This window comes from Pseudomonas sp. RA_15y_Pfl2_54, from assembly GCF_963971015.1.
GTDB lineage: Bacteria > Pseudomonadota > Gammaproteobacteria > Pseudomonadales > Pseudomonadaceae > Aquipseudomonas > Aquipseudomonas baetica_A.
This window is the reverse complement of record NZ_CAXAPN010000020.1, coordinates 1-26,670: the sequence shown is the minus strand read 5'-3', so window position 1 is coordinate 26,670 and position 26,670 is coordinate 1. Positions and strand designations below refer to the sequence as shown.

The 26,670-nt window shown below is 59.3% G+C and carries 22 protein-coding genes; 16 read left to right on the top strand and 6 right to left on the bottom strand.

Going from position 1 to position 26,670, the window contains the following annotated elements:
• Positions 1-181 precede the first annotated feature (181 nt).
• On the top strand, positions 182-3,028 hold the full coding sequence (gene rapA, locus AACY50_RS15925; RefSeq protein WP_339430660.1) for an RNA polymerase-associated protein RapA: 2,847 nt from the start codon (positions 182-184) through the stop codon (positions 3,026-3,028).
• Positions 3,029-3,186: 158 nt separating this feature from the next.
• Here rapA and AACY50_RS15920 read toward each other — a convergent pair whose 3' ends face one another.
• Positions 3,187-4,536 carry a spinster family MFS transporter gene (locus AACY50_RS15920; RefSeq protein WP_339430659.1) on the bottom strand — a complete coding sequence of 450 codons (1,350 nt, stop codon included), beginning with the start codon at positions 4,534-4,536 and terminating at the stop codon, positions 3,187-3,189.
• Positions 4,537-4,837: 301 nt separating this feature from the next.
• On the opposite strand from AACY50_RS15920, the gene AACY50_RS15915 reads away from it, so the two are divergent.
• Positions 4,838-5,206: a YkgJ family cysteine cluster protein gene (locus AACY50_RS15915; RefSeq protein ID WP_339430767.1), complete on the top strand. Its 369-nt coding sequence runs from the start codon at positions 4,838-4,840 to the stop codon at positions 5,204-5,206.
• A gap of 148 nt (positions 5,207-5,354) precedes the next feature.
• The gene (locus AACY50_RS15910; protein WP_339538833.1) at positions 5,355-7,637 is read left to right on the top strand and encodes a putative bifunctional diguanylate cyclase/phosphodiesterase; all 2,283 of its coding nucleotides are present in this window, start codon (positions 5,355-5,357) and stop codon (positions 7,635-7,637) included.
• Here AACY50_RS15910 and AACY50_RS15905 read toward each other — a convergent pair.
• Positions 7,528-8,424 (bottom strand): NAD(P)-dependent oxidoreductase, encoded by an 897-nt coding sequence (locus AACY50_RS15905; protein WP_339538832.1) that lies wholly within the window; start codon positions 8,422-8,424, stop codon positions 7,528-7,530. The two genes, AACY50_RS15910 and AACY50_RS15905, sit on opposite strands and share 110 nt — an antisense overlap.
• 195 nt (positions 8,425-8,619) lie before the next feature.
• Here AACY50_RS15905 and AACY50_RS15900 point away from each other — a divergent pair, with 195 nt between their 5' ends.
• The gene (locus AACY50_RS15900) at positions 8,620-10,821 is read left to right on the top strand and encodes a hypothetical protein (protein ID WP_339538831.1); all 2,202 of its coding nucleotides are present in this window, start codon (positions 8,620-8,622) and stop codon (positions 10,819-10,821) included.
• Between the two features lie 280 nt (positions 10,822-11,101).
• On the opposite strand, the gene AACY50_RS15895 is transcribed toward AACY50_RS15900, so the two are convergent.
• Positions 11,102-11,422 (bottom strand): DUF2288 domain-containing protein, encoded by a 321-nt coding sequence (locus AACY50_RS15895; RefSeq protein ID WP_339538830.1) that lies wholly within the window; start codon positions 11,420-11,422, stop codon positions 11,102-11,104.
• 353 nt (positions 11,423-11,775) lie between these two features.
• Between AACY50_RS15895 and AACY50_RS15890 the strand changes: the two genes are divergently transcribed.
• The 5 genes from AACY50_RS15890 to AACY50_RS15870 all read left to right on the top strand — a co-directional run bounded on the left by AACY50_RS15890 (position 11,776) and on the right by AACY50_RS15870 (position 16,776).
• Positions 11,776-12,903, top strand: coding sequence for a branched-chain amino acid ABC transporter substrate-binding protein (locus tag AACY50_RS15890; protein WP_339430654.1), 1,128 nt, complete (start codon positions 11,776-11,778; stop codon positions 12,901-12,903).
• A 230-nt stretch (positions 12,904-13,133) separates the two neighbouring features.
• Positions 13,134-14,057 carry a high-affinity branched-chain amino acid ABC transporter permease LivH gene (livH, locus tag AACY50_RS15885; RefSeq protein WP_339538829.1) on the top strand — a complete coding sequence of 308 codons (924 nt, stop codon included), beginning with the start codon at positions 13,134-13,136 and terminating at the stop codon, positions 14,055-14,057.
• Positions 14,054-15,310 (top strand): high-affinity branched-chain amino acid ABC transporter permease LivM, encoded by a 1,257-nt coding sequence (locus AACY50_RS15880; RefSeq protein WP_221731426.1) that lies wholly within the window; start codon positions 14,054-14,056, stop codon positions 15,308-15,310. The genes livH and AACY50_RS15880 overlap by 4 nt, the downstream gene beginning before the upstream one ends.
• Positions 15,307-16,074, top strand: a complete 768-nt coding sequence (livG, locus tag AACY50_RS15875) for a high-affinity branched-chain amino acid ABC transporter ATP-binding protein LivG (RefSeq protein ID WP_339430653.1) — start codon at positions 15,307-15,309, stop codon at positions 16,072-16,074. Before AACY50_RS15880 ends, livG begins: the two co-directional genes overlap by 4 nt.
• Complete coding sequence (locus AACY50_RS15870; protein ID WP_008082262.1) at positions 16,075-16,776, top strand: ABC transporter ATP-binding protein; 702 nt, start codon at positions 16,075-16,077, stop codon at positions 16,774-16,776. It abuts the gene before it with no gap.
• Between the two features lie 92 nt (positions 16,777-16,868).
• On the opposite strand, the gene AACY50_RS15865 is transcribed toward AACY50_RS15870, so the two are convergent.
• A complete protein-coding gene (locus AACY50_RS15865; protein WP_339430652.1) occupies positions 16,869-18,107 on the bottom strand; it encodes a DUF2599 domain-containing protein in 1,239 nt (412 codons plus the stop codon).
• A gap of 34 nt (positions 18,108-18,141) precedes the next feature.
• Positions 18,142-19,845, bottom strand: a complete 1,704-nt coding sequence (locus AACY50_RS15860; protein WP_339538828.1) for a DUF2599 domain-containing protein — start codon at positions 19,843-19,845, stop codon at positions 18,142-18,144.
• 212 nt (positions 19,846-20,057) lie between these two features.
• Between AACY50_RS15860 and AACY50_RS15855 the strand changes: the two genes are divergently transcribed.
• The 4 genes from AACY50_RS15855 to AACY50_RS15840 are packed head-to-tail and all read left to right on the top strand — an operon-like array spanning position 20,058 to position 22,501.
• The gene (locus tag AACY50_RS15855; RefSeq protein WP_339493692.1) at positions 20,058-20,360 is read left to right on the top strand and encodes a BufA1 family periplasmic bufferin-type metallophore; all 303 of its coding nucleotides are present in this window, start codon (positions 20,058-20,060) and stop codon (positions 20,358-20,360) included.
• A gap of 25 nt (positions 20,361-20,385) precedes the next feature.
• Positions 20,386-21,273, top strand: coding sequence for an MNIO family bufferin maturase (gene bufB, locus AACY50_RS15850; RefSeq protein ID WP_339538827.1), 888 nt, complete (start codon positions 20,386-20,388; stop codon positions 21,271-21,273).
• Entirely contained in the window at positions 21,270-22,031 is a 762-nt protein-coding gene (locus AACY50_RS15845; RefSeq protein ID WP_339538826.1) for an HvfC/BufC N-terminal domain-containing protein, read from the top strand. The genes bufB and AACY50_RS15845 overlap by 4 nt, the downstream gene beginning before the upstream one ends.
• A complete protein-coding gene (locus tag AACY50_RS15840) occupies positions 22,028-22,501 on the top strand; it encodes a DoxX family protein (protein ID WP_339538825.1) in 474 nt (157 codons plus the stop codon). Before AACY50_RS15845 ends, AACY50_RS15840 begins: the two co-directional genes overlap by 4 nt.
• On the opposite strand, the gene AACY50_RS15835 is transcribed toward AACY50_RS15840, so the two are convergent.
• Positions 22,492-23,406 carry a LysR family transcriptional regulator gene (locus AACY50_RS15835; protein ID WP_339464422.1) on the bottom strand — a complete coding sequence of 305 codons (915 nt, stop codon included), beginning with the start codon at positions 23,404-23,406 and terminating at the stop codon, positions 22,492-22,494. The genes AACY50_RS15840 and AACY50_RS15835 overlap by 10 nt on opposite strands.
• Positions 23,407-23,510: 104 nt before the next feature.
• Between AACY50_RS15835 and AACY50_RS15830 the strand changes: the two genes are divergently transcribed.
• The 3 genes from AACY50_RS15830 (at position 23,511) to AACY50_RS15820 (ending at position 26,534) form a co-directional block, all read left to right on the top strand.
• The gene (locus AACY50_RS15830) at positions 23,511-24,110 is read left to right on the top strand and encodes a short chain dehydrogenase (protein ID WP_339538824.1); all 600 of its coding nucleotides are present in this window, start codon (positions 23,511-23,513) and stop codon (positions 24,108-24,110) included.
• 59 nt (positions 24,111-24,169) lie between these two features.
• The gene (locus AACY50_RS15825) at positions 24,170-24,823 is read left to right on the top strand and encodes a COG3650 family protein (protein WP_339430644.1); all 654 of its coding nucleotides are present in this window, start codon (positions 24,170-24,172) and stop codon (positions 24,821-24,823) included.
• A gap of 97 nt (positions 24,824-24,920) precedes the next feature.
• Complete coding sequence (locus AACY50_RS15820; RefSeq protein ID WP_339430643.1) at positions 24,921-26,534, top strand: NAD(P)/FAD-dependent oxidoreductase; 1,614 nt, start codon at positions 24,921-24,923, stop codon at positions 26,532-26,534.
• The last annotated feature ends 136 nt before the right edge of the window (positions 26,535-26,670 follow it).

Genomic DNA, 26,670 nt, shown 5'->3' with positions numbered 1-26,670 from the left:
AGCCGTCGGTCGCAAACTTGTGACCGGATTGGCATTCACAGGTGCCCTGCCACTTCCTGAAACCGACGCATGGCCTAATCTTCCCTGAACATATAAAAGCTGGGCGCGGCTCCTTATCCTTTGGCCTCGGGGCCTCATTCCGTTAAGATAGCCCGCTTTTTCAAGGTGGGAGTCAGGCAGCATGGCGCAGCAGTATCAACCGGGGCAACGCTGGATCAGTGACAGCGAAGCAGAGCTTGGTTTAGGCACCGTTCTGGCACAGGACGGCCGCTTGTTGACCGTGCTTTACCCGGCCACTGGCGAAACCCGCCAGTACGCGCTACGGAATGCGCCCCTTACCCGTGTGCGGTTCTCGCCGGGTGACAGCATTACCCACTTCGAAGGCTGGAAGATGACCGTGCAGCAAGTCGACGATGTCGATGGGCTGATGGTCTATCACGGCCTCAACGCGCAGAACGAAGCGGTAACGCTGCCGGAAACCCAGTTGTCGAACTTCATTCAGTTCCGTCTGGCCAGCGACCGTCTGTTTGCCGGGCAGATCGACCCGCTGGCCTGGTTCTCCCTGCGCTACAACACCCTCGAACACACCAGCCGCCAGTTGCAATCTTCGCTCTGGGGCCTGGGCGGCGTGCGTGCGCAGCCGATCGCGCACCAGTTGCACATTGCCCGTGAAGTCGCCGACCGTATCGCGCCGCGGGTTTTGCTGGCGGACGAAGTGGGTCTGGGTAAAACCATCGAAGCCGGTCTGGTGATCCACCGCCAACTGCTCTCGGGCCGTGCCAACCGCGTGCTGATCCTGGTGCCCGAAAACCTCCAGCACCAGTGGCTGGTGGAGATGCGCCGCCGCTTCAACCTGCAGGTTGCACTGTTCGACGAAGAACGTTTCATCGAAAGCGATGCGACCAACCCGTTCGAAGACACCCAACTGGCGCTGGTCGCGCTGGAATGGCTGGTCGACGACGAAAAGGCGCAGGACGCCTTGTTCGCCGCCGGTTGGGACTTGCTGGTGGTCGACGAAGCGCACCACCTGGTCTGGCACGAAGAAAAAGCCAGCCCCGAGTATTCGCTGGTCGAGCAACTGGCCGAAGTGATCCCGGGCGTGCTGTTGCTTACCGCCACCCCGGAGCAACTCGGTCAGGACAGCCACTTCGCCCGTCTGCGCCTGCTCGATCCGAACCGTTTCCATGACCTGGCCGCATTCCGCGCCGAGAGTGAGAACTATCGCCCGGTGGCCGAAGCCGTGCAGGAACTGCTCGACAAAGGGCGCCTGTCGCCTGAAGCACACAAGACCATTCATGGTTTCCTCGGCAACGAAGGCGAAGCCCTGTTGACCGCGGTCAACGATGGCGACACCGAAGCCAGTGCTCGCCTCGTGCGTGAGCTGCTTGACCGCCACGGCACCGGCCGCGTGCTGTTCCGTAACACCCGCGCCGCCGTGCAGGGTTTCCCGGAGCGCAAACTGCACCCGTACCCGCTACCGTGCCCGGACGAATATCTGGAACTGCCGTTGGGCGATCACGCCGAGTTGTACCCGGAAGTCAGCTTCCAGGCCCAGCCGGATGCCAGCGAAGAAGAACGCTGGTGGAAATTCGACCCACGCGTCGAATGGCTGATCGATCAGTTGAAAATGCTCAAGCGCACCAAAGTGCTGGTGATCTGCGCCCACGCCGAAACCGCGATGGATCTGGAAGACGCCTTGCGCGTGCGCTCCGGCATCCCGGCCACGGTGTTCCACGAAGGCATGAACATCCTTGAGCGTGACCGCGCTGCCGCCTACTTCGCTGACGAAGAATTCGGCGCGCAAGTGCTGATCTGCTCGGAAATCGGCAGTGAAGGTCGCAACTTCCAGTTCGCTCACCACCTGGTGCTGTTCGACCTGCCGTCGCACCCGGATCTTCTGGAGCAGCGTATCGGTCGTCTCGACCGAATCGGCCAGAAGCACATCATCGAACTGCATGTGCCGTACCTGGAAACCAGCCCGCAAGAGCGCCTGTTCCAGTGGTACAACGAAGCGCTGAACGCCTTCCTCAACACCTGCCCGACCGGCAATGCCTTGCAGCATCAGTTCGGCTCGCGTCTGCTGCCGCTGCTCGAAGAAGCCGACGACAGCGAGTGGCAAGCGCTGATCGACGAAGCCCGCACCGAGCGCGAGCGTCTGGAAGAAGAGCTGCACACCGGTCGCGACCGTCTGCTGGAGCTCAACTCCGGCGGTTCGGGCGAAGGCGATCAGTTGGTCGAGGACATCCTTGAGCAAGACGATCAGTTCGCCCTGCCGATCTACATGGAAACCCTGTTCGACGCGTTCGGCATCGACAGCGAAGACCATTCGGAAAACGCCCTGATCCTCAAGCCGAGCGAGAAGATGCTCGACGCCAGTTTCCCGCTGGGCGACGACGAAGGCGTGACCATCACTTACGACCGCAACCAGGCGCTGTCGCGTGAAGACATGCAGTTCATCACCTGGGAACACCCGATGGTGCAGGGCGGTATGGATCTGGTGTTGTCCGGTTCGATGGGCAACACCGCCGTCGCACTGATCAAGAACAAGGCGCTGAAACCGGGCACCGTGCTGCTGGAACTGCTCTACGTCAGCGAAGTGGTTGCCCCGCGCTCGCTGCAACTGGGCCGTTACCTGCCGCCGGCCGCATTGCGCTGCCTGCTCGACGCCAACGGCAACGACCTGTCGGCACGCGTGTCGTTCGAAACCCTGAACGATCAACTGGAGAGCGTGCCGCGTGCCAGCGCCAACAAATTCATCCAGGCCCAGCGCGATCAACTGACGCCACGGATCAACGCCGGTGAAGACAAGATCACCCCGCGTCACGCCGAGCGCGTGGCCGAGGCTCGCCGCCGTCTGGCGGCCGACACCGACGAAGAACTGGCGCGCCTGACCGCGTTGCAAGCGGTCAACCCGACCGTGCGTGACAGCGAACTGGTTGCCTTGCGTGAACAGCGAGAGCAAGGTCTGGCGATGCTGGATAAGGCTGCTTTGCGTCTGGAAGCGATTCGGGTGCTGGTGGCGGGTTAAACCGCCCTGCTCCACCGCGTCAAGCAAGAAGGCCCGCAGCGATGCGGGCCTTTTTGTTTGCCTGGCAATTAACAGGGTGATGCTGTCGGCCTCTTCGCGAGCAAGCCCGCTTTGGCATGCATTTCAAATGGTGGGAGCGGGCGTGTTCGCGAAAGTGATCATGCCGTCGCCACTGCTCCATCAGGCTCGACGACAGCCACCAGCCCCTCTTTCATCCGCTTGGCATCGCGGACAAAACATCGCGAGGCCAAAAACAGAAACACCATCGTCAAAAACAGCGCCACCGGAATCAGGTACATGGCGTCATGCAAGCCAACGGCTTTATAAGCCTCGGTCATTTGCTCAGCGCCCTCGGCCAGCATCGCCGTGTGCGCAAAATGATCCGACAACCCGCCAACCACCACCGGCCCCAAACCACCGCCCAGCAGGTACAACCCGGCAAAGAACAACGCCATCGCCGTCGCTCGCAGACGCGGTTCGACCACGTCCTGTATTGCTGTGTACACGCAGGTGTAGAAGTTATAGGCAAACAGCCAGCCGACGCTGAACACCGCGACAAACACCCCTATTTCGATTCGCCCGGCATGCAGTGCCCACGCCGTGCACAGGGTCGAGATGATCAGACTGAACCCCGCGAACAACAGTCGGCCACTGGCCACCCGCTGATGAATCTTGTCAGCGATCCAGCCGCCCAGCGTCAGGCCGATCAACCCGGTGACGCCGACGATCAATCCCGTCGCCACCGCCGCATCCTGCAATGGCATGAGGAAATAGCGCTGCAGCATCGGCACCAGGAACGAGTTACAGGCGTAAGTGGCGAAGTTGAAGCACAACCCGGCCATCACCAGCCACAGAAAAGTCGGAACCGCCAGAACGCGACGGATCGGCTTGTCGACTTTCGCTTGGGAAACCTGCACGGCTTCCGCTGCGCCGCGCGCGGGCTCCTTGATGAAAAACATGAAAATCGCGAGAATCAGCCCCGGTACGGCGGCGATGAAGAACGGCGCCCGCCAGCTATCGAACGCCTTGACCATCGCGCCAATGGTGAAGAATGCCAACAGCAGCCCCAATGGCAGACCCAGCATGAAGATGCCCATGGCCCGCGCCCGACGATGGGCGGGGAACAGATCGCCAATCAGCGAGTTGGCCGCCGGCGCGTAACTCGCCTCGCCGATGCCGATGCCCATGCGCACGATCAGAAAGCTCCAGAAACTGCCGACCAATCCGTTGACGGCGGTCAATGCGCTCCACGTCGCCAGGCCCCAGCCCATCAGTTTGCTACGCGAACCCGTGTCGGCCATGCGCCCTAAAGGCAGGCCGGCGACGGCATAAACGATGGTGAAGGCTGTGCCGATGATCCCCAACTGAAAATCACTGAGGTGCCATTCCATACGGATCGGCTCAATGATGATCGCCGGGATGGTGCGGTCGAAGAAGTTGAACAGGTTGGCAAGGAACAACAGGAACAGAATGCGCCAGGCATTCGCCGCTTGGGTCGAGTTCTGCATGGGTCCGTCTCTTTATTGTTATGGGGCTTCACTGCCGACGCAACCGAGCCCGGAACCTGCAATCTAGTCAGCCGTGCAGGGGCTGTCTGTGATCATTCGTGTGCCTGATATCGAGCCATGGCACTGTAACGAAACGTAAGCTCTTGATAACGCTGCAATCCCCCGAAAACAGGGGCTTTTGGCGAAAAAACCTGCCACAAAAAAATAGTTCCGCGCCCCCCTTCCCAAGTCCGTGGCGAAGCATAGAATGGCCGCCGGATCCGTCCGGATCTTCCGATCAATCCCTTTGATACCCCCGCCCATGTCCGAAGTCAGTCCGTGTCTGAATTGCGGTGCCTGCTGTTCCCATTTTCGCGTGTCTTTCTTTTGGGGTGAGTGCTCATCCTCTGGCGGTACAGTCCCAGATGAACTGGTTACACAAATCACCCCAAGCCGGGTGGCAATGATCGGCACTGACCGCAAATCACCGCGTTGCATCTCGTTGGCTGGCGAAATCGGCAACGCGGTGCAATGCACGATCTACGACAAACGTTCGAGCCCCTGCCGCGAGTTCGAGGCATCTTGGGAAAACGGTGAACAGAATACCGATTGCGACGCCGCCCGCGCCCGCTTCGGCCTGCCGCCCTTGCAACAGGGCTGGAGCGAAATCCCATTGGAAAAGATCGCCTGACACTTAGCGCCAATCGCTATTGCGGTAATTCCGAAATCATTACAGCCAATGTGCCACTACGGCTTCTACAGCAAAAACCGCCTCTATACTCCAGACATTCGCCTGCGTTAACCGCGCGGTAGTGACGACTTCAGAGACGGGGCATGCTATGGAGTGGCTTGGTTTGCAGTTTGTTACCGAGCTGCCGGAGAGCGGGCAGGTCATACTCAATGGCACACACAACCCCTTGCTGATGCTGGCGGCCTATCTGGTCGCTTGCGCCGCGAGTTTTGCCACCCTGGACATGGCCGAACGAGTCGGTCATGCCGAAGACCCGGGCTCGCAGCGGGTGTGGCGCTGGATCGGTGCGACCTGTCTGGCCGGCGGCATCTGGGCCATGCACTTTATCGGCATGCTTGCCTTCCAGGCCCCGATCGACATCCACTACGACCTGCCGATCACCCTGTTTTCACTGCTGATCGCCTTGCTCGCCTCCTGGCTGGCGATGCACACGTTGGGCGAGGCGCAACCGAGCCTGGTGCACTGCCTCAAAAACGCCCTGCTGATCGGGCTCGGCATCGCCGGTATGCATTACGTTGGCATGGCAGCCATGAAATCGAATGCCACCCTCTACTACCAGCCGTTCCTGTTCGTGCTGTCGATCGTGATCGCCATGGGGGCCAGCTTCGCTACGCTGTGGGTGGCGCGCTATCTGCGCGACGGCAGTGGCCTGTTTCATCAGATGCTCAAGTACGGCGCCGCGCTGATCCTCGGCGCAGGCATTTTCGGTACGCACTTCACGGCAATGGCCGCGCTGAAACAGGTCTTGGCGCCGGGCAGCGTTCCGTTCCTGCCAGCGCAAACCAACCACCTGCAATTGGGCCTGACCGTGGCGCTGATCATCTTGCTGATCCTGGGCAGTGCAATCAGCGCCGCGCTGGCCGACAGGAAACTGCAGAACAAGGAACACGACCTGCGCCGGGTCAACGCCCTGCTCAGCCAACTTGATCAAGCGCGTATGTCGCTGCAACAAGCGGCCAACTACGACGCCCTGACCAACCTGATCAACCGTCGCGGCTTCAACCAGATCTTCGCCGAGAAACTCAGCCAGAAAACCACCGAGGGCGGCATGCTTGCGGTGATGTTTCTCGACATCGACCACTTCAAACGCATCAACGACAGCCTCGGTCACGACGCCGGCGATGCACTGCTCAAAGTGATTGCCAATCACATCAAAGGCTCAGTGCGCAGCCATGAAGATGTCGTCGCGCGTTTTGGCGGAGATGAGTTTTGCATCCTGATCGGGCTGAACGACCGTGAAGAAGCCCGCAACATGGCTCAACGCATCATGCTGAGAATGAAAGAGCCGATCGAGCTGGCCGGACGGCGCATGGTAATGACCACCAGCATCGGCATCAGCCTGTATCCCGACGACGGTTCCACCTGCGAGGAACTGCTCAAGCACGCGGATCTGGCGCTGTATCAATCCAAGGGCGCGGGGCGCAATGGCCTGCATTTTTTCAATTCCAACCTGAAAAGCCGAGCCAGCATGGAGCTGCAACTGGAGGAAGAACTGCGCCAGGCGTTGGGTGAAGAAAACGGTCTGATGCTGTATTACCAACCGATTTTCGAACTGAAAACCGGTCGGGTCACCAAGCTCGAAGCGCTGATCCGCTGGCAGCATCCGTTACAGGGTCTGCTGACGCCGGACCGTTTTATCAGCATCGCCGAAAACAACGGTCTGATCGCCGAACTGGACAATTGGGTGCTGCGCCGGGCCTGCAAGGACCTGGGCGAGTTGTCGCGCCATGGCTGCGAAGCGTTGAAAATCGCCTGGAACTGCTCGCCGCTCAACCTCACACGCGAAGCGTTGGCTGACGAAATCGAAAGCGCGTTGCGCGCGGCAGGTGTCGCGCCGGAGCGCCTGGAACTGGAAGTCACCGAAAACGCCCTGATGGGCAACATCGCCAACACCCTCGTGCTACTGCGGCAGATCCGTGCCCTGGGCGTGTCGTTGTCGATCGACGATTTCGGCACCGGTTATTCATCGCTGGCCTACCTCAAGCGCCTGCCGCTCAACACCCTGAAGATCGACCGCTCCTTCATTCTCGACATCCCCAAAGCCACGGCGGACATGGAGATCGTCCAGGCGATCATCGCCATGGCGCACACCCTGCATTTGCAGGTGGTCACCGAAGGCGTGGAAAGCCTGGCGCAGTACGAATTCCTCGAGCGTTCGGGCTGCGATTTCATTCAGGGCTACCTGCTCAGTCGTCCGGTACCAATGGACGAACTGCGCCCGGTACTGGAAGAAATCAATCAGCGCAAACATTCGCCTGGGGTCAATCCGTTGATTCTGGCGCGCGGTACATTTGCACCAGCGTCGCAGGATCTTTCTCCAGAAAGCCTTGCGCCCCATGCAGGCGCATCAGTTGTGCGGCCAATCCGCTGATCGGCGTCGCCGAACCCTGCTCGCGAGAGAATTTCACCGCCGTGTCGAGATCCTTGAGCAGCGTGCGCACATGCCATTTGATCGGTTCGAAACGGCTTGCAGCCATTTGCGGGGCGAGGATCTGCAACGGTTTGGAGTCGGCAAAACCACCGGCCAGCGCTTCGGCAATCAGGCTTGCATCGACCCCGGCCTGTTCGGCCAGCGCCACCACTTCGGCGATCACCAGTGCATTGCAGGCGACGATCATCTGGTTGCAGGCTTTGGTCACCTGTCCCGCACCGATGCTGCCCATGTGCGTAACGCGTTGACCGAGATTGAGCAGCACCGAGCGCACACGCGCAAGGTCCGCCGCATCGCCACCGACCATGATCGCCAGACTGCCCGCCTCGGCGCCGACCACACCGCCGGACACCGGTGAGTCCATCCAGCGCATACCGGTTTTGTCTGCCAGTTCAGCCGCCATCTCACGCGTCGCCGTCGGTTCAAGGCTGGAAAAGTCCACCAGCAACTGACCGTGCTTCGCGCCCTCGACAACGCCGGCCGGGCCGAACACCACCTCACGCACCACCGCCGTATCCGCCAGGCACAGCATCACCACCTCGGCGTGTTCGCACAGCTCGGCCGGGCTGGCGACTTGTAGGGCACCGGCGTCGACCAGCGCCGCGCACTTGGTCGGATTGCGATTCCACACCGTCAGCGGATAACCCGCCGCCAACAGGCGCCGACACATCGGCAGGCCCATCAGACCGATTCCGGCGAATCCCAACGAAGGTAGCGTTGACATCATTTAGCCTCCTTTTGATTAAAGATCGCCGAATAATGGCCGATTCATCATCGATCAGGAAAGGATTCCCCCCAGCGACAGTCAGGCCAAATCCCTGGCGCTCGGGCTCAATTCGCGCAAAAAAGACGCGAGATCTTATTCCGTGAGGTTCGCTGACATTGGTTATCGAGCCGACCCAGTCCAGGTATATGGCGCACAATGACTTCTAAAAACAATCCCGCCACAGCGGTATCCGATCTGACCGCGAGCCCCGCTGCGAACAGCCCGTCATCGTCCAAGCCATTGGTTCCCTCGCGCCCGCTGTCGACCCAGCAATACCTGTACTTCACCGAAACCAATACCGACCGTATCCTGGACAACCTCGACGGCCTGCGTGATCTGGTGTTCCCGCGTCCGCCACACCTTGAAGGCGACAACGAGCAGCACAACGATCAGGAATTTCCGTCGGTGTGCCTGATCGGCCTCGGTCGCTGCGGCTCCAACATCGCCCTCGATGTCGCTGAGCTGGTGTACAACGCGCGCAAGTTCTATCTCAACGAATTCAACAACGAAGATCGCCTGTCGCCGGACAAGCGCTACGCCGAAAAGGGCTACAGCCCGGCTCAGTGGATCAAAAACAACCTGCGGATCGGCCCGAACAAGGCGAGCAAACCGGTGTTCCTGGTTGAGCCGCTGGTGATGCTCGGCGACCTCGACAAAGACATCGCCGGGCGCATCCGCTTCTCGCGCAAGGGCGAGAAAAGCGGCTTCCTGCGCGACTACAGCAAAATGAAGATCATGGACTTGTCTGAAGTCCACGCCGGTGGCGCCGGTAACGCGCCGATCCTCGGCCAGTACCTGGCCAAGATCATCCTCAACAAGGACACCCAGCGTTTCTCCAGCCCTGACTGGAAAATGATCCACTCGTACCTGATCGACAGCTGCGGCATCAAGGCCAACCAGTCGCGTCTGTACTTTTCGATCTTCAGTGCCGGCGGCGGTACCGGTTCGGGCATGGCTTCGGAATTCGGCCTGGCCCAACAGCACTCGTACATGAACAAGACGTTCGACACCAAGCCGATGGACGAGCATGACGGCAAGAGCGGGCATTCGTTCGTGTTCGAGCCGATCTTCACCAGCGGCATCTGCGTGCTGCCGAACATCTCCGACCACCGCAGCGAAATGTCCGAGGCGCTGCACATCAACGCCGGTCGCTTGCTGTGCAAATACCTGTCGGAAGAATGGGATTTCTCCTACAACTTCGCCAATGAAGACAGCAGCGAAGCCAGCGTCATGGGCCGTATCCGCCCATGGAACGCAATGATGCTGATCTCCAACGACATCATGCGTTACGCCGAAGAAAGCGATGACGGCAACATCCAGAACATTGATGTCAATGCGATGGAGAAGCACGCCAACCAGTACATCTCGCAGCAGATCTTCAACATTCTGACGGCGCAGGCGGTCACGACTGACTACGACCAGAACTATTTCCGCCGCGCCGGCATCGACATCGGCGAAACCATTCGCCTCGACGCCAACGACCTGTTCATGAGTCTGGCCGGCCCGGTGGCGATTGCCTATGCCGAATCGGTGGTGCCGGAAACGCCGCCGCCGAGCAGCGACAAGTTCAAGGTGTTCGACAAAGAACCACAGCGCCTGAACATCGACGATCTGTTCTTCCGCTCGATCGACCTGCCGCACTTCAACAAAGTGACCCAGGCGATCGAGGGCATCAGCTTGCTGCCGATCGAATCCAAGCGTTATCGCGCCTCGCTGGAGCAGTACAAGAACTCCGGCTACGACGCCGCCGCGCTGCACGACCTGCACTTCTTCAAGAACTGCTCGTCGGTGGTCTCGATCGTTTCGCTGCCAAAAGACTACAAGCTGTCGTACATGGACCTGAACCGGTTGAAGACCCACCTCAACAGCCTGTTCCCCAACACCACGCTCAAGCGCTACGCACTGGTGATCGGTGCCTCGGCCAACTTGTCGCTGACCACCCTCATCGCCAAGAGCCCGTGCCTGTCGGATGACTTCCTGACGCTGATCGTGGCGTTCATCAAGCGCTGCTTTGCGAAAAACCCGTACCGTTTCGACGAGACGCTGGACAATTCGATCCTCGACTTCATCATCCATGAGGACTTCGACGAAGACCGCATCGATGAACTGCTCAACGAGTTCGAGAACCCGGCGAAGATCCTCGACACCAACTGGTACGCGATCAAACCGATGTATGAGAAGAAGTATCGCGAGTTGATCAACGACAAAGAGAAGTTTGTCTCGATCAACGATATTCGCCTGTCACGCGATTGCGTGAAGAAGGCGATCAAGTACCTGCGTGAGATTTATCGTCACCGGATTGGCAAGACCAAGGTTATTTCCCTCAATAACCACACGGGCAAGACTTACTCGGTCTGATCCAGAACCGAGTCGCCCCTTTCGCGAGCAAGCCCGCTCCCACAGGGGAATGCATTCCAAATGTGGGAGCGGGCTTGCTCGCGAAGAGGCCCTCAAGTTCACTGAAGATCTCAACCTTTCCAACATCCAGAAACAATTAAGCAGCCGTTAGGCTGCTTACTAAACTGTTCCCGTTACGTTTACGTCACCGTGATGCCACCCTCGCTTGTGGCCTTTCTTCACGGCAACGTGCCATCACGCTACTCGGCTACACACTTTTCGCTGACGACCGTCCGCACCATCAAGGTGCGACGTCAGTGGAAAGCGCCCTTTCCTGGATCAGAATCCACGGTGAAACCACCACCGCCCAGAGCGCCGGGTCACGCTCGAAAATATCCAGTGCCCGCGTTTCAGACAGCTTGGCGACCTTGTCTTCGGCCAGCCAGGCAGCCACTTTGGCACCATCGTCCGAGGCCACGGCCTCGGCAGCGGCGATCAAATCAAGGCTTGGGTCGACCCACAATAGGGCACCCTTGGCAAAGAACGGCTCCAACTCTTTCCAGGTGATAGATGCGGTTTCACCAAGCAGCTTGGCATAGAGGGTGCTAGGTTCTTGATTCATGGGAACTGTCCGGAAAAGAAATCGACGCGAATGATAACGTCGGTGGTCCGCCAGCAAAACCCGGTAGCAAATCGCTTCACCGAACGAAAAGAGCAGGAACGCCAAGGAATGCTGCTGATTGGGATATATGCCCACGAACGCCCCGCCGCAATTCTGTCTTTTTCATTCAAAAATGCGACACCCTCAGGTTTTGTCCCTCGGCGCCCGCTTCCCAGGCTTACAACTGGCGCTCTACACTGTACCGGTACAGTTGCCGGGGGCATTTTCCGGAGGGTATCGCAAAGATATCTGACCCGGTTCTGCTGCTACGGCGCCAGAACTCAAAAAAATTACAACAGTAAGAGTGGAGCACTATGACAAAGGCTACTAAGCAGATTTCCAAACTGTTTGCCGCTATGGTTCTGGCCGGTGTTGCCAGCCATTCGTTCGCAGCTGACACCATCAAAATCGGTATCGCCGGTCCTAAAACCGGTCCAGTAGCCCAATACGGCGACATGCAGTTCAGTGGCGCGAAAATGGCCATCGAACAGATCAACGCCAAGGGCGGCGTCGACGGCAAGAAGCTCGAAGCCGTTGAATACGACGATGCCTGCGATCCGAAACAAGCGGTCGCGGTCGCGAACAAGGTCGTCAACGACGGCGTGAAGTTCGTGGTCGGTCACCTGTGCTCCAGCTCCACTCAGCCTGCTTCGGACATCTACGAAGACGAAGGCGTGATCATGATCACCCCGGCTGCCACCAGCCCGGAAATCACCGCCCGTGGTTACAAAATGGTCTTCCGCACCATCGGCCTGGACAGCGCCCAGGGCCCTGCCGCCGGTAACTACATCGCCAAGTTCGTCAAACCGAAAGTCGTCGCTGTTCTGCACGACAAGCAGCAATACGGTGAAGGCATTGCCACCGCCGTGAAAACCACGCTGGAGAAGGATGGCGTGAAAGTCGCCGTGTTCGAAGGCATCAACGCCGGCGACAAGGATTTCTCCTCGATCATCGCCAAACTCAAGCAAGCCAACGTCGACTTCGTTTACTACGGCGGCTACCACCCAGAGCTGGGTCTGATCCTGCGTCAGTCCGCTGAAAAAGGCCTGAAAGCCAGGTTCATGGGTCCAGAAGGCGTGGGTAACGACTCCATTTCGCAGATCGCCAAAGACGCTTCCGAAGGTCTGCTGGTAACCCTGCCGAAATCCTTCGACCAGGATCCGGCCAACGTCGCCCTGGCTGATGCCTTCAAGGCGAAGAAAGAAGACCCGAGCGGCCCGTTCGTATTCCCGTCCTACTCGGCTGTTGAAGTGATTGCCGGCGGTATCGCTGCCGCCAAGAGCGAAGACACTGCCAAAGTGGCTGAAGCCATCCACGCTGGCACCTTCAAAACCCCGACCGGCGATCTGAGCTTTGACGCCAAGGGCGACCTGAAGGACTTCAAATTTGTGGTTTACGAGTGGCACTTCGGCAAACCAAAAACTGAAGCTTCGCCTCAGTAAGGCCCTGCCTGACTGACTGCCAATAAAGCCCACGGCGTGCCGTGGGCTTTGTTTTACGAATGTATGGGCCGCGCTGGCGTGATCCGCCAGTCTCCCCACCTGAAAATCTCAAAACCGTCATCAGCGGTTCGCTGGCAAAACCCGGATTCGAAGTGGATAAAGATCCACGGGGCCGGGCGGGAAAATGACTCCACCAGTGAAATGCGTATCAGGTTTTTAGGAGCGTTGTAATGCCTGACCTCTATCACTTCTTCCAGCAGCTGGTTAATGGTCTGACCATTGGCAGCACGTATGCCCTGATTGCCATCGGCTATACGATGGTCTACGGCATCATTGGAATGATCAACTTCGCCCATGGCGAGGTGTACATGATCGGTTCCTACGTGGCGTTCATCGCCATCGCCGGGCTGGCCATGATGGGAATCGACAACGTCCCGCTGTTGATGACCGCCGCTTTCATCGCGAGCATCGTCGTGACAAGTTCCTTCGGTTACAGCATCGAACGGATCGCCTACCGCCCCCTGCGCGGCAGCAACCGTTTGATTCCGCTGATTTCCGCCATCGGTATGTCGATCTTCCTGCAGAACACGGTTCTGCTGGCGCAAGACTCCAAGGACAAATCCATCCCCAACCTGATTCCGGGCAACATTACTTTCGGGCCAGGTGGCGCACATGAAGTGCTGATTTCCTACATGCAAATCGTGGTGTTCGTGGTGACCCTCATCGCCATGCTCGGCCTGACGCTGTTCATCTCCCGCTCTCGCCTGGGTCGCGCCTGCCGCGCCTGCGCCGAAGACATCAAGATGGCCAACCTGCTCGGCATCAACACCAACAACATCATCGCCCTGACCTTCGTCATTGGTGCTGCGCTGGCGGCCATCGCGGCCGTGCTGCTGAGCATGCAATACGGCGTGATCAACCCGAACGCCGGTTTCCTGGTCGGCCTCAAAGCCTTCACCGCTGCGGTACTGGGCGGCATCGGCAGCATTCCCGGCGCCATGCTCGGCGGGCTGGTGCTTGGGGTGGCGGAAGCCTTTGGTGCCGATATCTTCGGCGACCAGTACAAGGACGTCGTGGCTTTCGGCTTGTTGGTTCTGGTGCTGTTGTTCCGTCCGACCGGCATTCTGGGCCGTCCGGAGGTTGAGAAAGTATGACTAGGAATCTTAAACAGGCGCTGTTCAGCGCTTTGCTGGTGTGGGCTGTGGCCTACCCGGTACTGGGTCTGAAACTGACCATCGTCGGCATCAACCTTGAAGTGCATAACACCAGCCCGGCCATTCTGGCGACCATCGCCATTTGCTCGGTGCTGATGTTCCTGCGTGTGCTGTTCAACCAGCAGATCAGCAAGGCGTGGAAGTCCTCGCCCGGCATGCCGCTGATCCCGGCCAAGGCCAGTAACTTCCTGACCCTGCCGACCACCCAACGCTACATCATCATCGCGCTGATCCTTGGCGCGCTGGTCTGGCCGTTCTTCGGCTCCCGTGGCGCGGTGGACATCGCAACGCTGATCCTGATCTACGTGATGCTCGGCCTTGGCCTGAACATCGTGGTCGGTCTGGCCGGTCTGCTCGACCTGGGTTACGTCGGCTTCTACGCCGTCGGTGCCTACAGCTACGCGCTGCTGTCGCACTACTATGGCCTGAGCTTCTGGATCTGCCTGCCGATTGCCGGCCTGATGGCGGCGACGTTCGGCTTCCTGCTGGGCTTCCCGGTATTGCGTCTGCGCGGTGACTATCTGGCGATCGTGACCCTCGGCTTCGGCGAGATCATCCGTCTGTTCCTGCGTAACCTGACCGACATCACCGGTGGCCCGAACGGCATCAGCAACATCGAGAAGCCAACGTTCTTCGGCCTGACCTTCGAACGCAAGGCGGCAGAAGGTATGCAGACCTTCCACGAGTATTTCGGCCTGCAGTACAACTCGATCAACAAGGTGATTTTCCTGTACCTGGTGGCGTTGCTGCTGGCACTGGCCGCGCTGTTCGTCATCAACCGCTTGCTGCGCATGCCGATCGGTCGTGCATGGGAAGCGCTGCGTGAAGACGAAATTGCCTGCCGCGCGCTGGGTCTGAACCCGACCGTGATCAAGCTTTCGGCGTTTACGCTGGGGGCCGCGTTCGCCGGTTTCGCCGGCAGCTTCTTCGCCGCCCGTCAGGGCTTGGTAACGCCGGAATCGTTCACCTTCATCGAGTCGGCGATCATCCTCGCCATCGTGGTGCTCGGTGGCATGGGCTCGCAACTGGGCGTGATCCTCGCGGCCGTGGTGATGATCCTGTTGCCGGAAATGATGCGTGAGTTCAGCGAGTACCGCATGTTGATGTTCGGTGCCCTGATGGTGTTGATGATGATCTGGCGTCCACAAGGTCTGCTGCCGATGCAACGCCCCCACATGGAGCTGAGCAAATGAGCCGCGAGATCCTTAAAGTCGAAAATCTGAGCATGCGCTTCGGTGGCTTGCTGGCGGTCAACGGCGTGGCGCTGACGGTGAAGGAAAAACAGGTGGTTGCACTGATCGGGCCGAACGGCGCGGGCAAGACCACCGTGTTCAACTGCCTGACCGGTTTCTATCAGCCCACCGGCGGCAGCATCCTGCTTGACGGCGAGCCGATTCAGGGCCTGCCGGGTCACAAGATCGCCCTCAAAGGCGTGGTTCGTACCTTCCAGAACGTGCGACTGTTCAAAGACATGACGGCGATCGAGAACCTGTTGATCGCTCAGCACCGTCACCTGAACACCAACTTCCTGTCCGGCCTGTTCAAGACCCCGGCGTTCCGCAAAAGCGAACGCGAGGCGATGGAGTTTGCCGAGTACTGGCTGGAAAAGGTCAACCTCAAAGAGTTCGCCAACCGGAGCGCCGGCACCCTGGCCTACGGTCAGCAACGTCGTCTGGAAATCGCCCGCTGCATGATGACCCGCCCGCGGATCCTCATGCTCGACGAACCGGCCGCCGGCCTGAACCCAAAGGAAACCGAAGACCTCAAGGCGCTGATCAGCGTGCTGCGCGAAGAGCACAACGTGACCGTGCTGCTGATCGAACACGACATGAAACTGGTCATGAGCATTTCCGACCATATCGTCGTGATCAACCAGGGCACACCTCTGGCTGACGGCACGCCGGAACAGATCCGCGACAATCCTGAAGTGATCAAAGCCTACCTGGGGGAAGCGTAAATGCTGCAGTTCGAAAACGTTTCCACCTTCTACGGCAAGATCCAGGCCCTGCACAGCGTCAACGTCGAAGTCCGTCAGGGCGAGATCGTGACCCTGATCGGCGCCAACGGTGCCGGCAAGTCCACGCTGCTGATGACGCTGTGCGGCTCGCCGCAAGCCCACAGCGGCAGCATCCGCTACATGGGTGAGGAACTGGTCGGCCAGGACTCGTCGCAGATCATGCGCAAGAGCATCGCGGTGGTGCCGGAAGGTCGTCGGGTGTTCGCCCGTCTGACCGTTGAAGAAAACCTGTCCATGGGCGGCTTCTTCACCGACAAGGGCGACTATCAGGAACAGATGGACAAGGTTCTCGGCCTTTTCCCACGCCTGAAAGAACGCTTCAACCAGCGTGGCGGCACCATGTCCGGCGGCGAACAGCAAATGCTCGCCATCGGCCGTGCGCTGATGAGCAAGCCCAAACTGCTGCTGCTCGACGAGCCGTCGCTGGGCCTGGCACCGATCATCATCCAGCAGATTTTCGACATCATCGAAATGCTGCGCAAGGACGGTGTGACGGTGTTCCTGGTCGAGCAGAATGCCAACCAGGCTTTGAAAATCGCTGATCGTGCGTACGTTCTGGAGAACGGCCGCGTAGTGATGCAAGGCACCGGTGAAGCGCTGCTGACCGACCCGAAAGTACGCGAGGCGTATCTGGGCGGTTGAGGCCTTTCGCGAAACAGGAAAACGGCCTTCGGGCCGTTTTTTTGTGCGCGCTACAAACCTTCAACCCACCGCCCTCACAAAATCAAAAGCCGTTAATAAGGGTTGCAGTGTTGGGCCACGGCAGTGGCCTGATCGACGTAAGGACGCGCCGGCTCAAGGTTCCACTCGGGTTTGTTGCGCACAGGCTTGCCCTCATAGGTTGCCGCGAGGTGGCAAACCATCTGCCGCCGCAACGACCCGCCGTTGACGCTGTACTGCCGCCATTGCTGATCGTCTTTGTGTTTGTTGTACAACTCGGCAAACATCCGGTCAGTCTGATCATCCTTGATCGCTCGACCGCACGCGGTCGGCACGACTTGCAGTGACCAGGTGTTCGGTCCCAGTTTCGGGTCGGGACGTTGCACCCAAGTGCTCGACTCGATGTATTTTTCGCAGAACTTCGGCGCCGCTGGCGTGGCGGCCTGGATGCACGAGAAGCTGGCCTTGCCGACCGGGGTTCTCGGGAAATCGATCTTGATGATGTTGCGATCCTTGCCGGTCTTGGCCTTGTAGTCGCGCTGGTTGGCCATGGCATCGTTCAAGCCGCGCTGGTCACTGTAGAAAAACGCCAGAATCGGCAATTCGTCAGTTTTCGGGTTGCCCAGGCGCAACTCCGTCTGCGTCTGAAACTCACGGCTGTTGATGACTTTGCGTGCGCCCATGAAGTTGCGAAAGGCGTCGACCCGCTCCTTGCTGCTCATGGGATTGCGCATATTGAAACCGCACTGCAACTGGTCCTGCTGACGGTTGTTGTTGTACTGGGTAAAGTGCGCCACCCAGGCATTCGGCGTCGCAATCGGCGGCTTCATGGCCTGGCAGACCGCCTCGGTCGGGGCGGTGTTTTTGTTGTCGCCACAGCCACGGTCGTTGCGAAAATCAGTCCAGGCGTCGTTGGGAAACGCGCAATAGACATGCACCGGCGTTTCAGGGTCGCGTACCAGATCCCTCGGCGTAATCAGGTAGCCGTTCTGCGTGCTCATGCCGGGGTCTTCATAACTGATGCCGTCGGCACGCATATAAGAGGCGGCGAATGTGCCCAGTTCCAGCGCTTTCGGGCTGGGATTCCACACATCCCACTTCTGCCCCTTGGCCGGATCGGCACGGTGCGTGCCGCGCACCAACAATCCCGAACAGTCCGAGGCGGGATCCTGACCGCAGCTGTCGACGGTTTTGTTGTACAACGTTTCGACCTTTTTCAGGGTCTCGTCGCATGACTCGGCATTGGCCCATGTCGCCTGCACCAGCAGCGGTAACAAGAGCAATGGCGCGATTGTGTTCAAACGTTTTTGCATGGCTTGCATCTCCTTGATTAGCCAACACACACCTTCAACGCGGGACAGGATTACAACCCGCTGCCCGGGTTTCGCTGTCCGATAACGCCGGCCGGAACGGCTCGAGATTCCACGGCGTCTTGTTGCGGTAATTGACCAGCACGCAGTTCAATTGCTGACGCATGCTGCCGACGGACGTTTCGTTATCGCGCCAGCGACTGTCCGAGCCCCTGAGGGCGAACAACTGGTCGTACAAAGCGCCGACCTGCTCGCTGGGCATTGCGCGCCCCACCGCCGTCGGCACGATGCTCAGGCTCCACTCATCCTGACGGGTGCCAGGGTCGTAGCGTTTGATCCAGTCGGCAGAAGCGATGTATTGCGCCGCGGTGGGCGCCAGCGGATTGCAGCCGGCTTTCGCTGAGTCCTGCGGGCTCACATTGGGACGGAACGGTTCAAGGTTCCATTGGGTTTTGGCCGGATAGTTCTGGATCAGGCAACTGAGTTGACCACGCATGCTGCCCGCCGATTTTTCGTAATCGCGCCACTGGCTGTCGGCGCCACGCAGCGCAAACAGCTCCTTGTACAAAGCCTCTTGATCACTGGCCTGAATCGCCTGGCCTTGAGCGGTGGGCGTGACCTTGAGCGACCATTCGTTTTTCTTTCTGCCGGGGTCGTAACGCTCGATCCACGTCGCTGCGGCGATGTACTTGGGCGCAGGAACACCCGCCACCACCATTTCGTCGATCGCCTGATCCGCCGCCACGTAGCTGAAGCGCTCCGCTGCCGGCTTAGTGAAGTCCAGTCGCAGGATCGGCACGCTGTAGCCTTGGGTCTGAAGTTTCTTTTGAAAATTGCGCGCACTGTTCAGGCCATTCTCGGGTTTCGGCGGCGCCTGATCACCGCGAGTGGCGAAGTTTTGCGTGCTGTTGACGTTGTAGATGAAGGCATCGATGTACTTCATGTTTTCGCTGCCGTCGCGGGTCGCCGTGGCATTTTTCAACATGAACTCGTTGACCTGGCCACTGAAGGAAAAAGGATCCTTGTTGGTGGTACTGGGCCGGGATTCGTGCACCCGGATCATCGCGTGCCAGTCGCTGGTTTTCTCCGCGTTCCAGGAACATTGGCCGTACTGGATCGGCCCTTTCATCAGCCCGGTGTATTTCTGTGTCCATTGCTCGGCAGTGGTGACGCCCGCTTCTGCACAGGTACCGTAGGCCAACGCGGCATTGCGGTTGTTCATCACGCCTTGCGCGGCACGCGGTGGTTCGCGGCTGTCGAAGAAACCGCAGCCGTACCATTTGCGCTCAGGCCCGGTACCGCCATCGAAGGCGTAGATACAGGTGAAACCCTGCTCCTTGACCGGCAAGTTCAAAGCCGCAGCATCGGTTGGCGTGCGCAGGACCAACCCGGCGGGGTGAATGAGGATTCGCGTGCTCAGGTCCTTGCGGATCCACGAGTAGGACGTCGCGCCGATCTTGATCGCGTAAGGGCTGTAATCCCAAGGGTTGAACGGCCCGTCATTGACCATGCGCAAGGTCACGCCACTGCAATAATAGAGACCGCGTGCGGCGCCGGTATCGGGTTCCTGGCAGGCATCCTTGAGGGTGTTGTAGTTGTGGTTGATGCGCCTGAGCGTGTCCAGCGGATCGGAGACGGTTTGGGCTGCGACCGTCGAGAACATCAAGGGCAACGTGCAGGCCAAAGCCAGGGATGCAGTCCTGCGCCATAGAACAACTGAAGGCGAGCGATCCTTTGTCATGAGATACCGTCCTGGTAAATAGGCCCGCCTCGATGGGCCTCTAAAATCACTATAGAACACATCTCGATACGCGCCCCCTGCAGGGGCTACCGCTGCGACAACGCCTAAAAAGATTTGCGGTGGGCTGTAACGCATTGCCATGAGCTTTCTCTAGAGGGGTAAGCAAGCGGAAAAAACGCTTGTAAAAACCTGAACAAGACTGGAGAAACATCATGACTGCTACCACTCGCACCCTGTCCGCCACTGCCCTGGTTCTGGCCCTCGGTTCTGCCCTGAACATCGCCGCCGTTTCCACCGCCCACGCTGCCGATGACATGGAAAAATGCTTCGGCGTAGCCATGAAAGGTCAAAACGATTGTGCCGCAGGTGCAGGCACCACTTGCGCCGGCACATCCAAAATGGACTACCAGGCCAATGCCTGGAAACTCGTTCCGAAAGGCACCTGCGCCACCACCGAAAGCAAAACCTCGCCGACCGGATTCGGTCAGATGGAAGCCTTCAAAGCCAAGTCCTGATAACCGGTCTGCCTGAGTGACAATCATGTTCACATCCCCCGAGCCTGCCCTCCCCTGCACTCAGGCAGCCCACACCGGGCTCCCTGCCCGTGCCGGGCTGGGGCTCAAGACCGGGCACTTTCGTGAAGTGCTCGGTTCCTTGCCGGACATCGGTTTCTTCGAAGTCCACGCCGAAAACTACATGGTGGCCGGCGGTCCGTTTCATCATTTTCTCGGTTTGATTCGCCAGCAGTATCCGCTGTCACTGCATGGTGTCGGGTTGTCCATTGGCGCCGAAGGCGCACTGGACGACCAACATCTGCAACGACTGGCCGTGCTGATCGAGCGTTATCAACCCCAATCCTTTTCCGAACATCTGGCCTGGTCGAGCCACGGCCCGGTGTTCCTCAATGACCTGTTGCCGCTGGCGTATGACATGCCGACGCTGAACCGCGTCTGCGACCATATCGATCAGGTACAGAACACCCTCAAACGCCCCATGTTGCTGGAGAATCCGGCGACCTATCTGGCGTTTCAGCGCTCAAGCATCGACGAACCCGACTTCATCGCTGAAGTCATCCGCCGTAGCGGCTGCGGTCTGTTGCTGGACGTCAACAACATCCATGTGTCGTGTGTGAACCATCAGCGTGATCCGCTGACCTATCTCGATGCCCTGCCGCTGCAGGCGGTTGGCGAGATTCATCTGGCCGGTTTCGCCGAAGATAGCGACAGCCTCGGCGAGCGTTTGCTGATCGATGATCACGGCGCACCGATCGATCAAGCCGTCTGGGGTTTGTACCGGCAAGTGCTGGAGCGTATCGGCCCAGTGGCAACGTTGATCGAACGTGACAATCAGGTGCCGGCGTTCGATGTTTTGCTGGCCGAGGCGCAGCAGGCCGATGACCTTTTGACGCACGTCGGGAGTCAGCCATGAGCACTCAAGCGGCGTTAAGCGCTGCGCTACTTGACCCACAGTTACCTTGCCCAGAGGGCCTGTGCAGCGCCAACGGCGCCGATCCAGCGAGTCGTTTTTCGGTGTATCGCAACAATGTGCAAAGTTCATTGATCAACGCACTGGCTGACAGCTACCCGGTGGTTGCGCAATTGGTCGGTGAGGCGTTTTTCCGTGCCATGGCGGCCATTTTCATACAGCGCCAGCCGCCTGACAGTCCGCTGATGAGCCGCTACGGTGCAGGTCTGGCGGACTTCATCGCCACGTTTGAACCGGCCTCCAGCGTGCCGTATCTGGCCGACGTCGCACGGCTTGAACGCTTGCGCACCCTCGCCTATCACGCCGCCGACGCAGCCCCGGTGCAACATGAGCAGATCAGCGCAGCCCTCGCCAACCCGCAAGGTCTGGGCGAGCTGTGTTTCCAACTGCATCCGTCAGTGCACCTGCTCGATTCAGCCTATGCCGTGGTCGCGATCTGGGCTGCGCATCAACACGACGGGACGCTCGAAGGCATCCACATCAGCCAGGGACAACACGCCTTGGTGCTGCGCAACGGTCTCGACGTTGAAGTCTTTGTCCTTGAACACGGCGCCAGGGCGTTTATCGGCAATCTGATCGACGGCCATCCCCTACTGGCAGCCGTGGAAAACAGCCCTGCGTTCGACCTCAGCCAAACTCTGGCGCTGCTGATCGCCCACAACGCCATCAGCCATTTGCACAACAACAAGGAGTGCCCATGAACAACCTCATCACTGCCGCCATCACGCTGCTGGAAAAAATCCCGCACAGCCTGATTGCCTTCATTGCTCGCTTTTCGATTGCCGCGGTGTTCTGGAAATCAGGGCAGACCAAGGTCCAGGGGCTGGCCATCGACTTGATCGATGGCACCTTTGAACTTGGCTGGCCACGGTTGGCCGACTCGACGATCCCCTTGTTCAAGAGCGAATACCACGTACCGCTGCTGTCGCCGGAAATCGCCGCGCACATGGCCGCGTTCGCCGAGCACTTCTTTCCAATCCTGATTCTGATCGGCTTCGCCACACGGTTTTCGGCGCTGGCGCTGCTGGGCATGACCCTGACCATTCAGCTCTTTGTGTACCCGGATGCCTACCCGACTCACGGTACCTGGGCGGCGGTGTTGCTGTATCTGATGGCGACCGGGCCGGGGAAAATCTCGATTGATCACCTGATTGCCAAGCGTTATCGCTGAAGCCGATCCAGCGCCTCGCCGCTGCGTTTGAACCAGTCGATCAGATAATCGGCGAGCACTTGTGTGCGCTTTGGCAGCCCCCCCTGATACGGATGCACCAGGTACATCGGCATACGGCGGGTCTGATAGTCGCGCAGAAGCCAGCGCAATCGCCCGTCAGCCAATTCCGTTTGCAGCAGGTACGAAGGCAACCGGGCGATCCCCGCCCCCGTGAGCGCGGCTTTCTTGAGCAAATTGTAATGATTGCTGGCGAACGGCCCCGACACCCGTACCCGCAGCAACTCGTGATGCTGATGATAGAGCCACTCCTCGCGACCGCTGTAGTGGCTGTTGAGCAAACACCGATGTTCAGCGAGTGCCAACGGCGTCGTCGGCTCGCCGAAACGTTCGAGGTAGGCGGGGCTGGCACAGGTCATTTCCTGCCAGGCCAGCAACGGCTTGGCCACCAGTCGTTCGTCATTGGTCACGTCGCTACGGATTGCCAGATCGAAACCGTCCCGGGACAAATCGCGATAGCTGTTGTTTAGCTCAAGCTCAATCTGCACTTCGGGATATTTGTGCGAGAACTCCAACACAAGCCCCTCAAAGAAGGTTTCTCCCAGCGACACCGGAACGGTCATGCGCACCGGGCCGGCCATGTCATCCTTCAAGCGCGCCAATGCCTGACGCGCTCTTTCGACCTGGATGACTAACGCTTGGGCTTGCGGCAACAACGCCGCACCCGCCGCCGTCAGGCTCAAACGCCGAGTCGTGCGTTGCAGCAGCACCACGCAAAACTGCGCTTCCAACTGACTGATGCGCTTGGACAACTGCCCCTTGCTGCAGCCCAGTTGCTGCGCTGCGAGAGTGAAACTACCGGCCTCGATCAACACGGCAAACGCGGCCAGATCATCCATTTCGCTCATGGATTGTTTCCATTTGAAAACCAAAGGTTGCCCATTAGCACGCTTATCCGCAGAAAAAACCACTCTAGACTGAAACCTCGTTCAATTACTTGAGGCACAGTTCGATGAAAATTCTGTTGATAGGCGCGGGCGGCACCATCGGCTCAGCCGTAGACAACGAACTCTCGCAGCGCCACGAAGTCATTCGTATCGGTCGCAACAGCGGTGATTTGCAAGTGGATATCAGCGACAGCGCGTCGATCCGCAACCTGTTCGAACAGACCGGAAAGTTCGATGCGCTGGTCTGTGCTGCGGGCAATGTGACCTTTGCCCCGTTGGATGAGATGACCGAAGACAGCTTCGCGCTTGGCCTCAAGGACAAACTGATGGGCCAGGTCAACCTGTTACTGATCGGCCGTGAATTTGCCAATGACGGCGCTTCGTTTACCTTCACCACCGGCGTGCTCAGCCACGATCCGATCCCCAATGGCGCCTCGGCCGCACTGGTCAACGGCGCACTGGACAGCTTCGTGCGCGCGGCGGCTATCGAATTGCCACGCGGTCTGCGCGTGAACTCGATCAGCCCGACCGTGTTGCTCGAAGCCATGGGCAGCTACGCCCCGTATTTCCGAGGCTACAAACCGGTTCCTGCGGCGGATGTGGCGTTGGCCTACGCAAAAAGTGTCGAAGGCCTGCAAACCGGTCAGACGTTTCGCGTGGGCTAAACCCTTGTGATCAACGGTCAGCCTGCGTAACGTGGCCGCACTTGTCTGGAGAGCCGAAGATGCGTGTTGCCCGTTCGTTAGTCCTTGTTGCCCTGCTGCCGTTGTTCGCCGCCTGCCAGTTGCTTGATGGCCCGCGACAAAGTGCCTTCCATGTCGGCCAGACGCGGATGCAGGGGCAACTGACTGCTGCCGACGGCAAACTGGTGTTCCAGCCGTGCCAGGATCAGCGCCGGTTCGTGGTCAACGACATTGGCGGCACCAGCATCCTGCAAGAGGCAGCGACCCTCGCCGACGAGCAAGGCAAACTGTTCGCCGACGTACGCGGGAAAACTGTCGGCGAGCGCCTCGACCTGACTCAACTCTATCGCGTCGAGCGTTCCGGCACGGCTTGTGATGATCCCAATTTCAAATTGCTGATCCTGCGCGCCGCCGGCCACGGCCCGGAATGGAACGCCAAGGTCAGCGGTCGAGGCATGGTCATCGAACGCGAAGGTCAACCACCGCTCGCCGTGCCTTATGTTGAGGAGCAATTGGGCGACGGCCGCTTCAATCTCAGCAGCGAAGCCAACAATCAACGCATCGAATTGTGGGTTGCGCCACAACGCTGTGTCGACAGCCATACCGGCAGCGTGCAACACATGAGTGCCGAGTTGCGTATCGATGGCAAAGTGCAGCGAGGCTGCGGGTATTTCGGCGGATCGCGCAACGACTGAGCGTTTTTGCCTCACCGGATCCGGCCTTTGCGGCTTATAATCGCGGCCTTCAAACGCCCTGGCGCAGTTGTGCGCCCCGCGAACCCGGATCCTCGCCATGTTACGAATCACTGAACTCAAGCTGCCAATCGATCATCCCGAAGAAGACCTGCGCGTCGCCATCGTGCAACGCCTGGGCATCGCCAGCGATGACTTGCTCGATTTCACCTTGTTCAAGCGCAGCTACGATGCGCGCAAAAAGTCCTCCGAACTGTGCTTCATCTACACCATCGACCTCAACGTACGCGACGAGGCCAAGGTGCTGGGCAAGTTCGCCGATGACCGTAACGTCAACGTGGCGCCGGATGTCAGCTACAAGTTCGTCGGCCAGGCGCCGAGCGATCTGAGTCAACGCCCGATCGTGGTCGGCTTCGGCCCGTGCGGCATATTCGCCGGCTTGCTGCTGGCGCAAATGGGCTTCAAGCCGATCATCCTCGAGCGCGGCACCGAAGTGCGCCAGCGCACCAAGGACACCTGGGGCCTGTGGCGTAAAAGCGTGCTCAACCCCGAATCCAACGTGCAGTTCGGCGAAGGCGGCGCGGGCACGTTCTCCGACGGCAAACTGTACAGCCAGATCAAGGATCCGAAGTTCCTTGGCCGCAAAGTGCTGCACGAGTTCGTCAAGGCCGGCGCACCGGAAGAAATCCTCTACGTCAGCAAACCGCACATCGGTACGTTCCGCCTGACCGGTATGGTCGAGACCATGCGTGAAGAGATCCGCGCCCTGGGTGGTGAAGTGCGCTTCCAGGAGCGCGTCACCGATGTCCTGATCGAAGACGGCCAAGTGGTCGGCGTCGAGTTGGGCAGCGGCGAAACCTTGCATTCCAGGCACGTGGTTCTGGCTCTGGGCCACAGCGCCCGTGACACCTTCCGCATGCTCCACGGGCGCGGCGTATTCATGGAAGCCAAGCCGTTCTCGGTGGGTTTCCGTATCGAACACCCGCAATCGCTGATCGACCGTGCGCGACTGGGCAAATACGCCGGCCATCCAAAACTCGGCGCCGCCGATTACAAACTGGTGCACCACGCCAAGAACGGTCGTTCGGTCTACAGCTTCTGCATGTGCCCGGGCGGCACGGTGGTAGCGGCAACTTCCGAGCCGAACCGGGTGGTCACCAACGGCATGAGCCAATACTCGCGTAACGAGCGCAACGCCAACTCCGGCATCGTCGTCGGCATCACCCCGGAAGTCGATTATCCGGGCGGACCGCTGGCCGGGATCGAGTTGCAGGAACGCCTGGAGTCCCACGCGTTCATTCTCGGCGGCAGCGACTACAAGGCCCCGGCGCAATTGGTGGGTGACTTCATCAATGGCACACCTTCGACCGAACTGGGTGAAGTTGAACCGTCCTATAAACCGGGCGTAGCGCTCGGCGATCTGGCGCTGGCTTTGCCGGACTTCGCCATTGAAGCCATTCGTGAAGCGTTGCCGGCGTTCGAGAAACAGATTCGCGGTTATTCGCTGCACGATGCGGTGCTGACCGGGATTGAAACCCGTACATCGTCGCCGTTGCGCATTACCCGCAACGAGTCGTTGCAGAGCATGAACGTCAAAGGCCTGTTCCCGGCCGGTGAAGGCGCGGGTTACGCGGGCGGGATTCTGTCGGCGGGTGTGGATGGCATTCGCATCGCCGAAGCTGTGGCTCGCGACATTCTCGGCCTGCAAGCTTGATCACTTAAACCTGTGGGAGATTCTATGGTTCATGCCTAGCCCCTAAACCGCTTTAGGTGAGTATTCGCTCTGGTTTTTCAACAGAGCAAATACCACCCGGGCAAGCTTGCGGGCTAGTGCGACCAGTGCTTGGGTA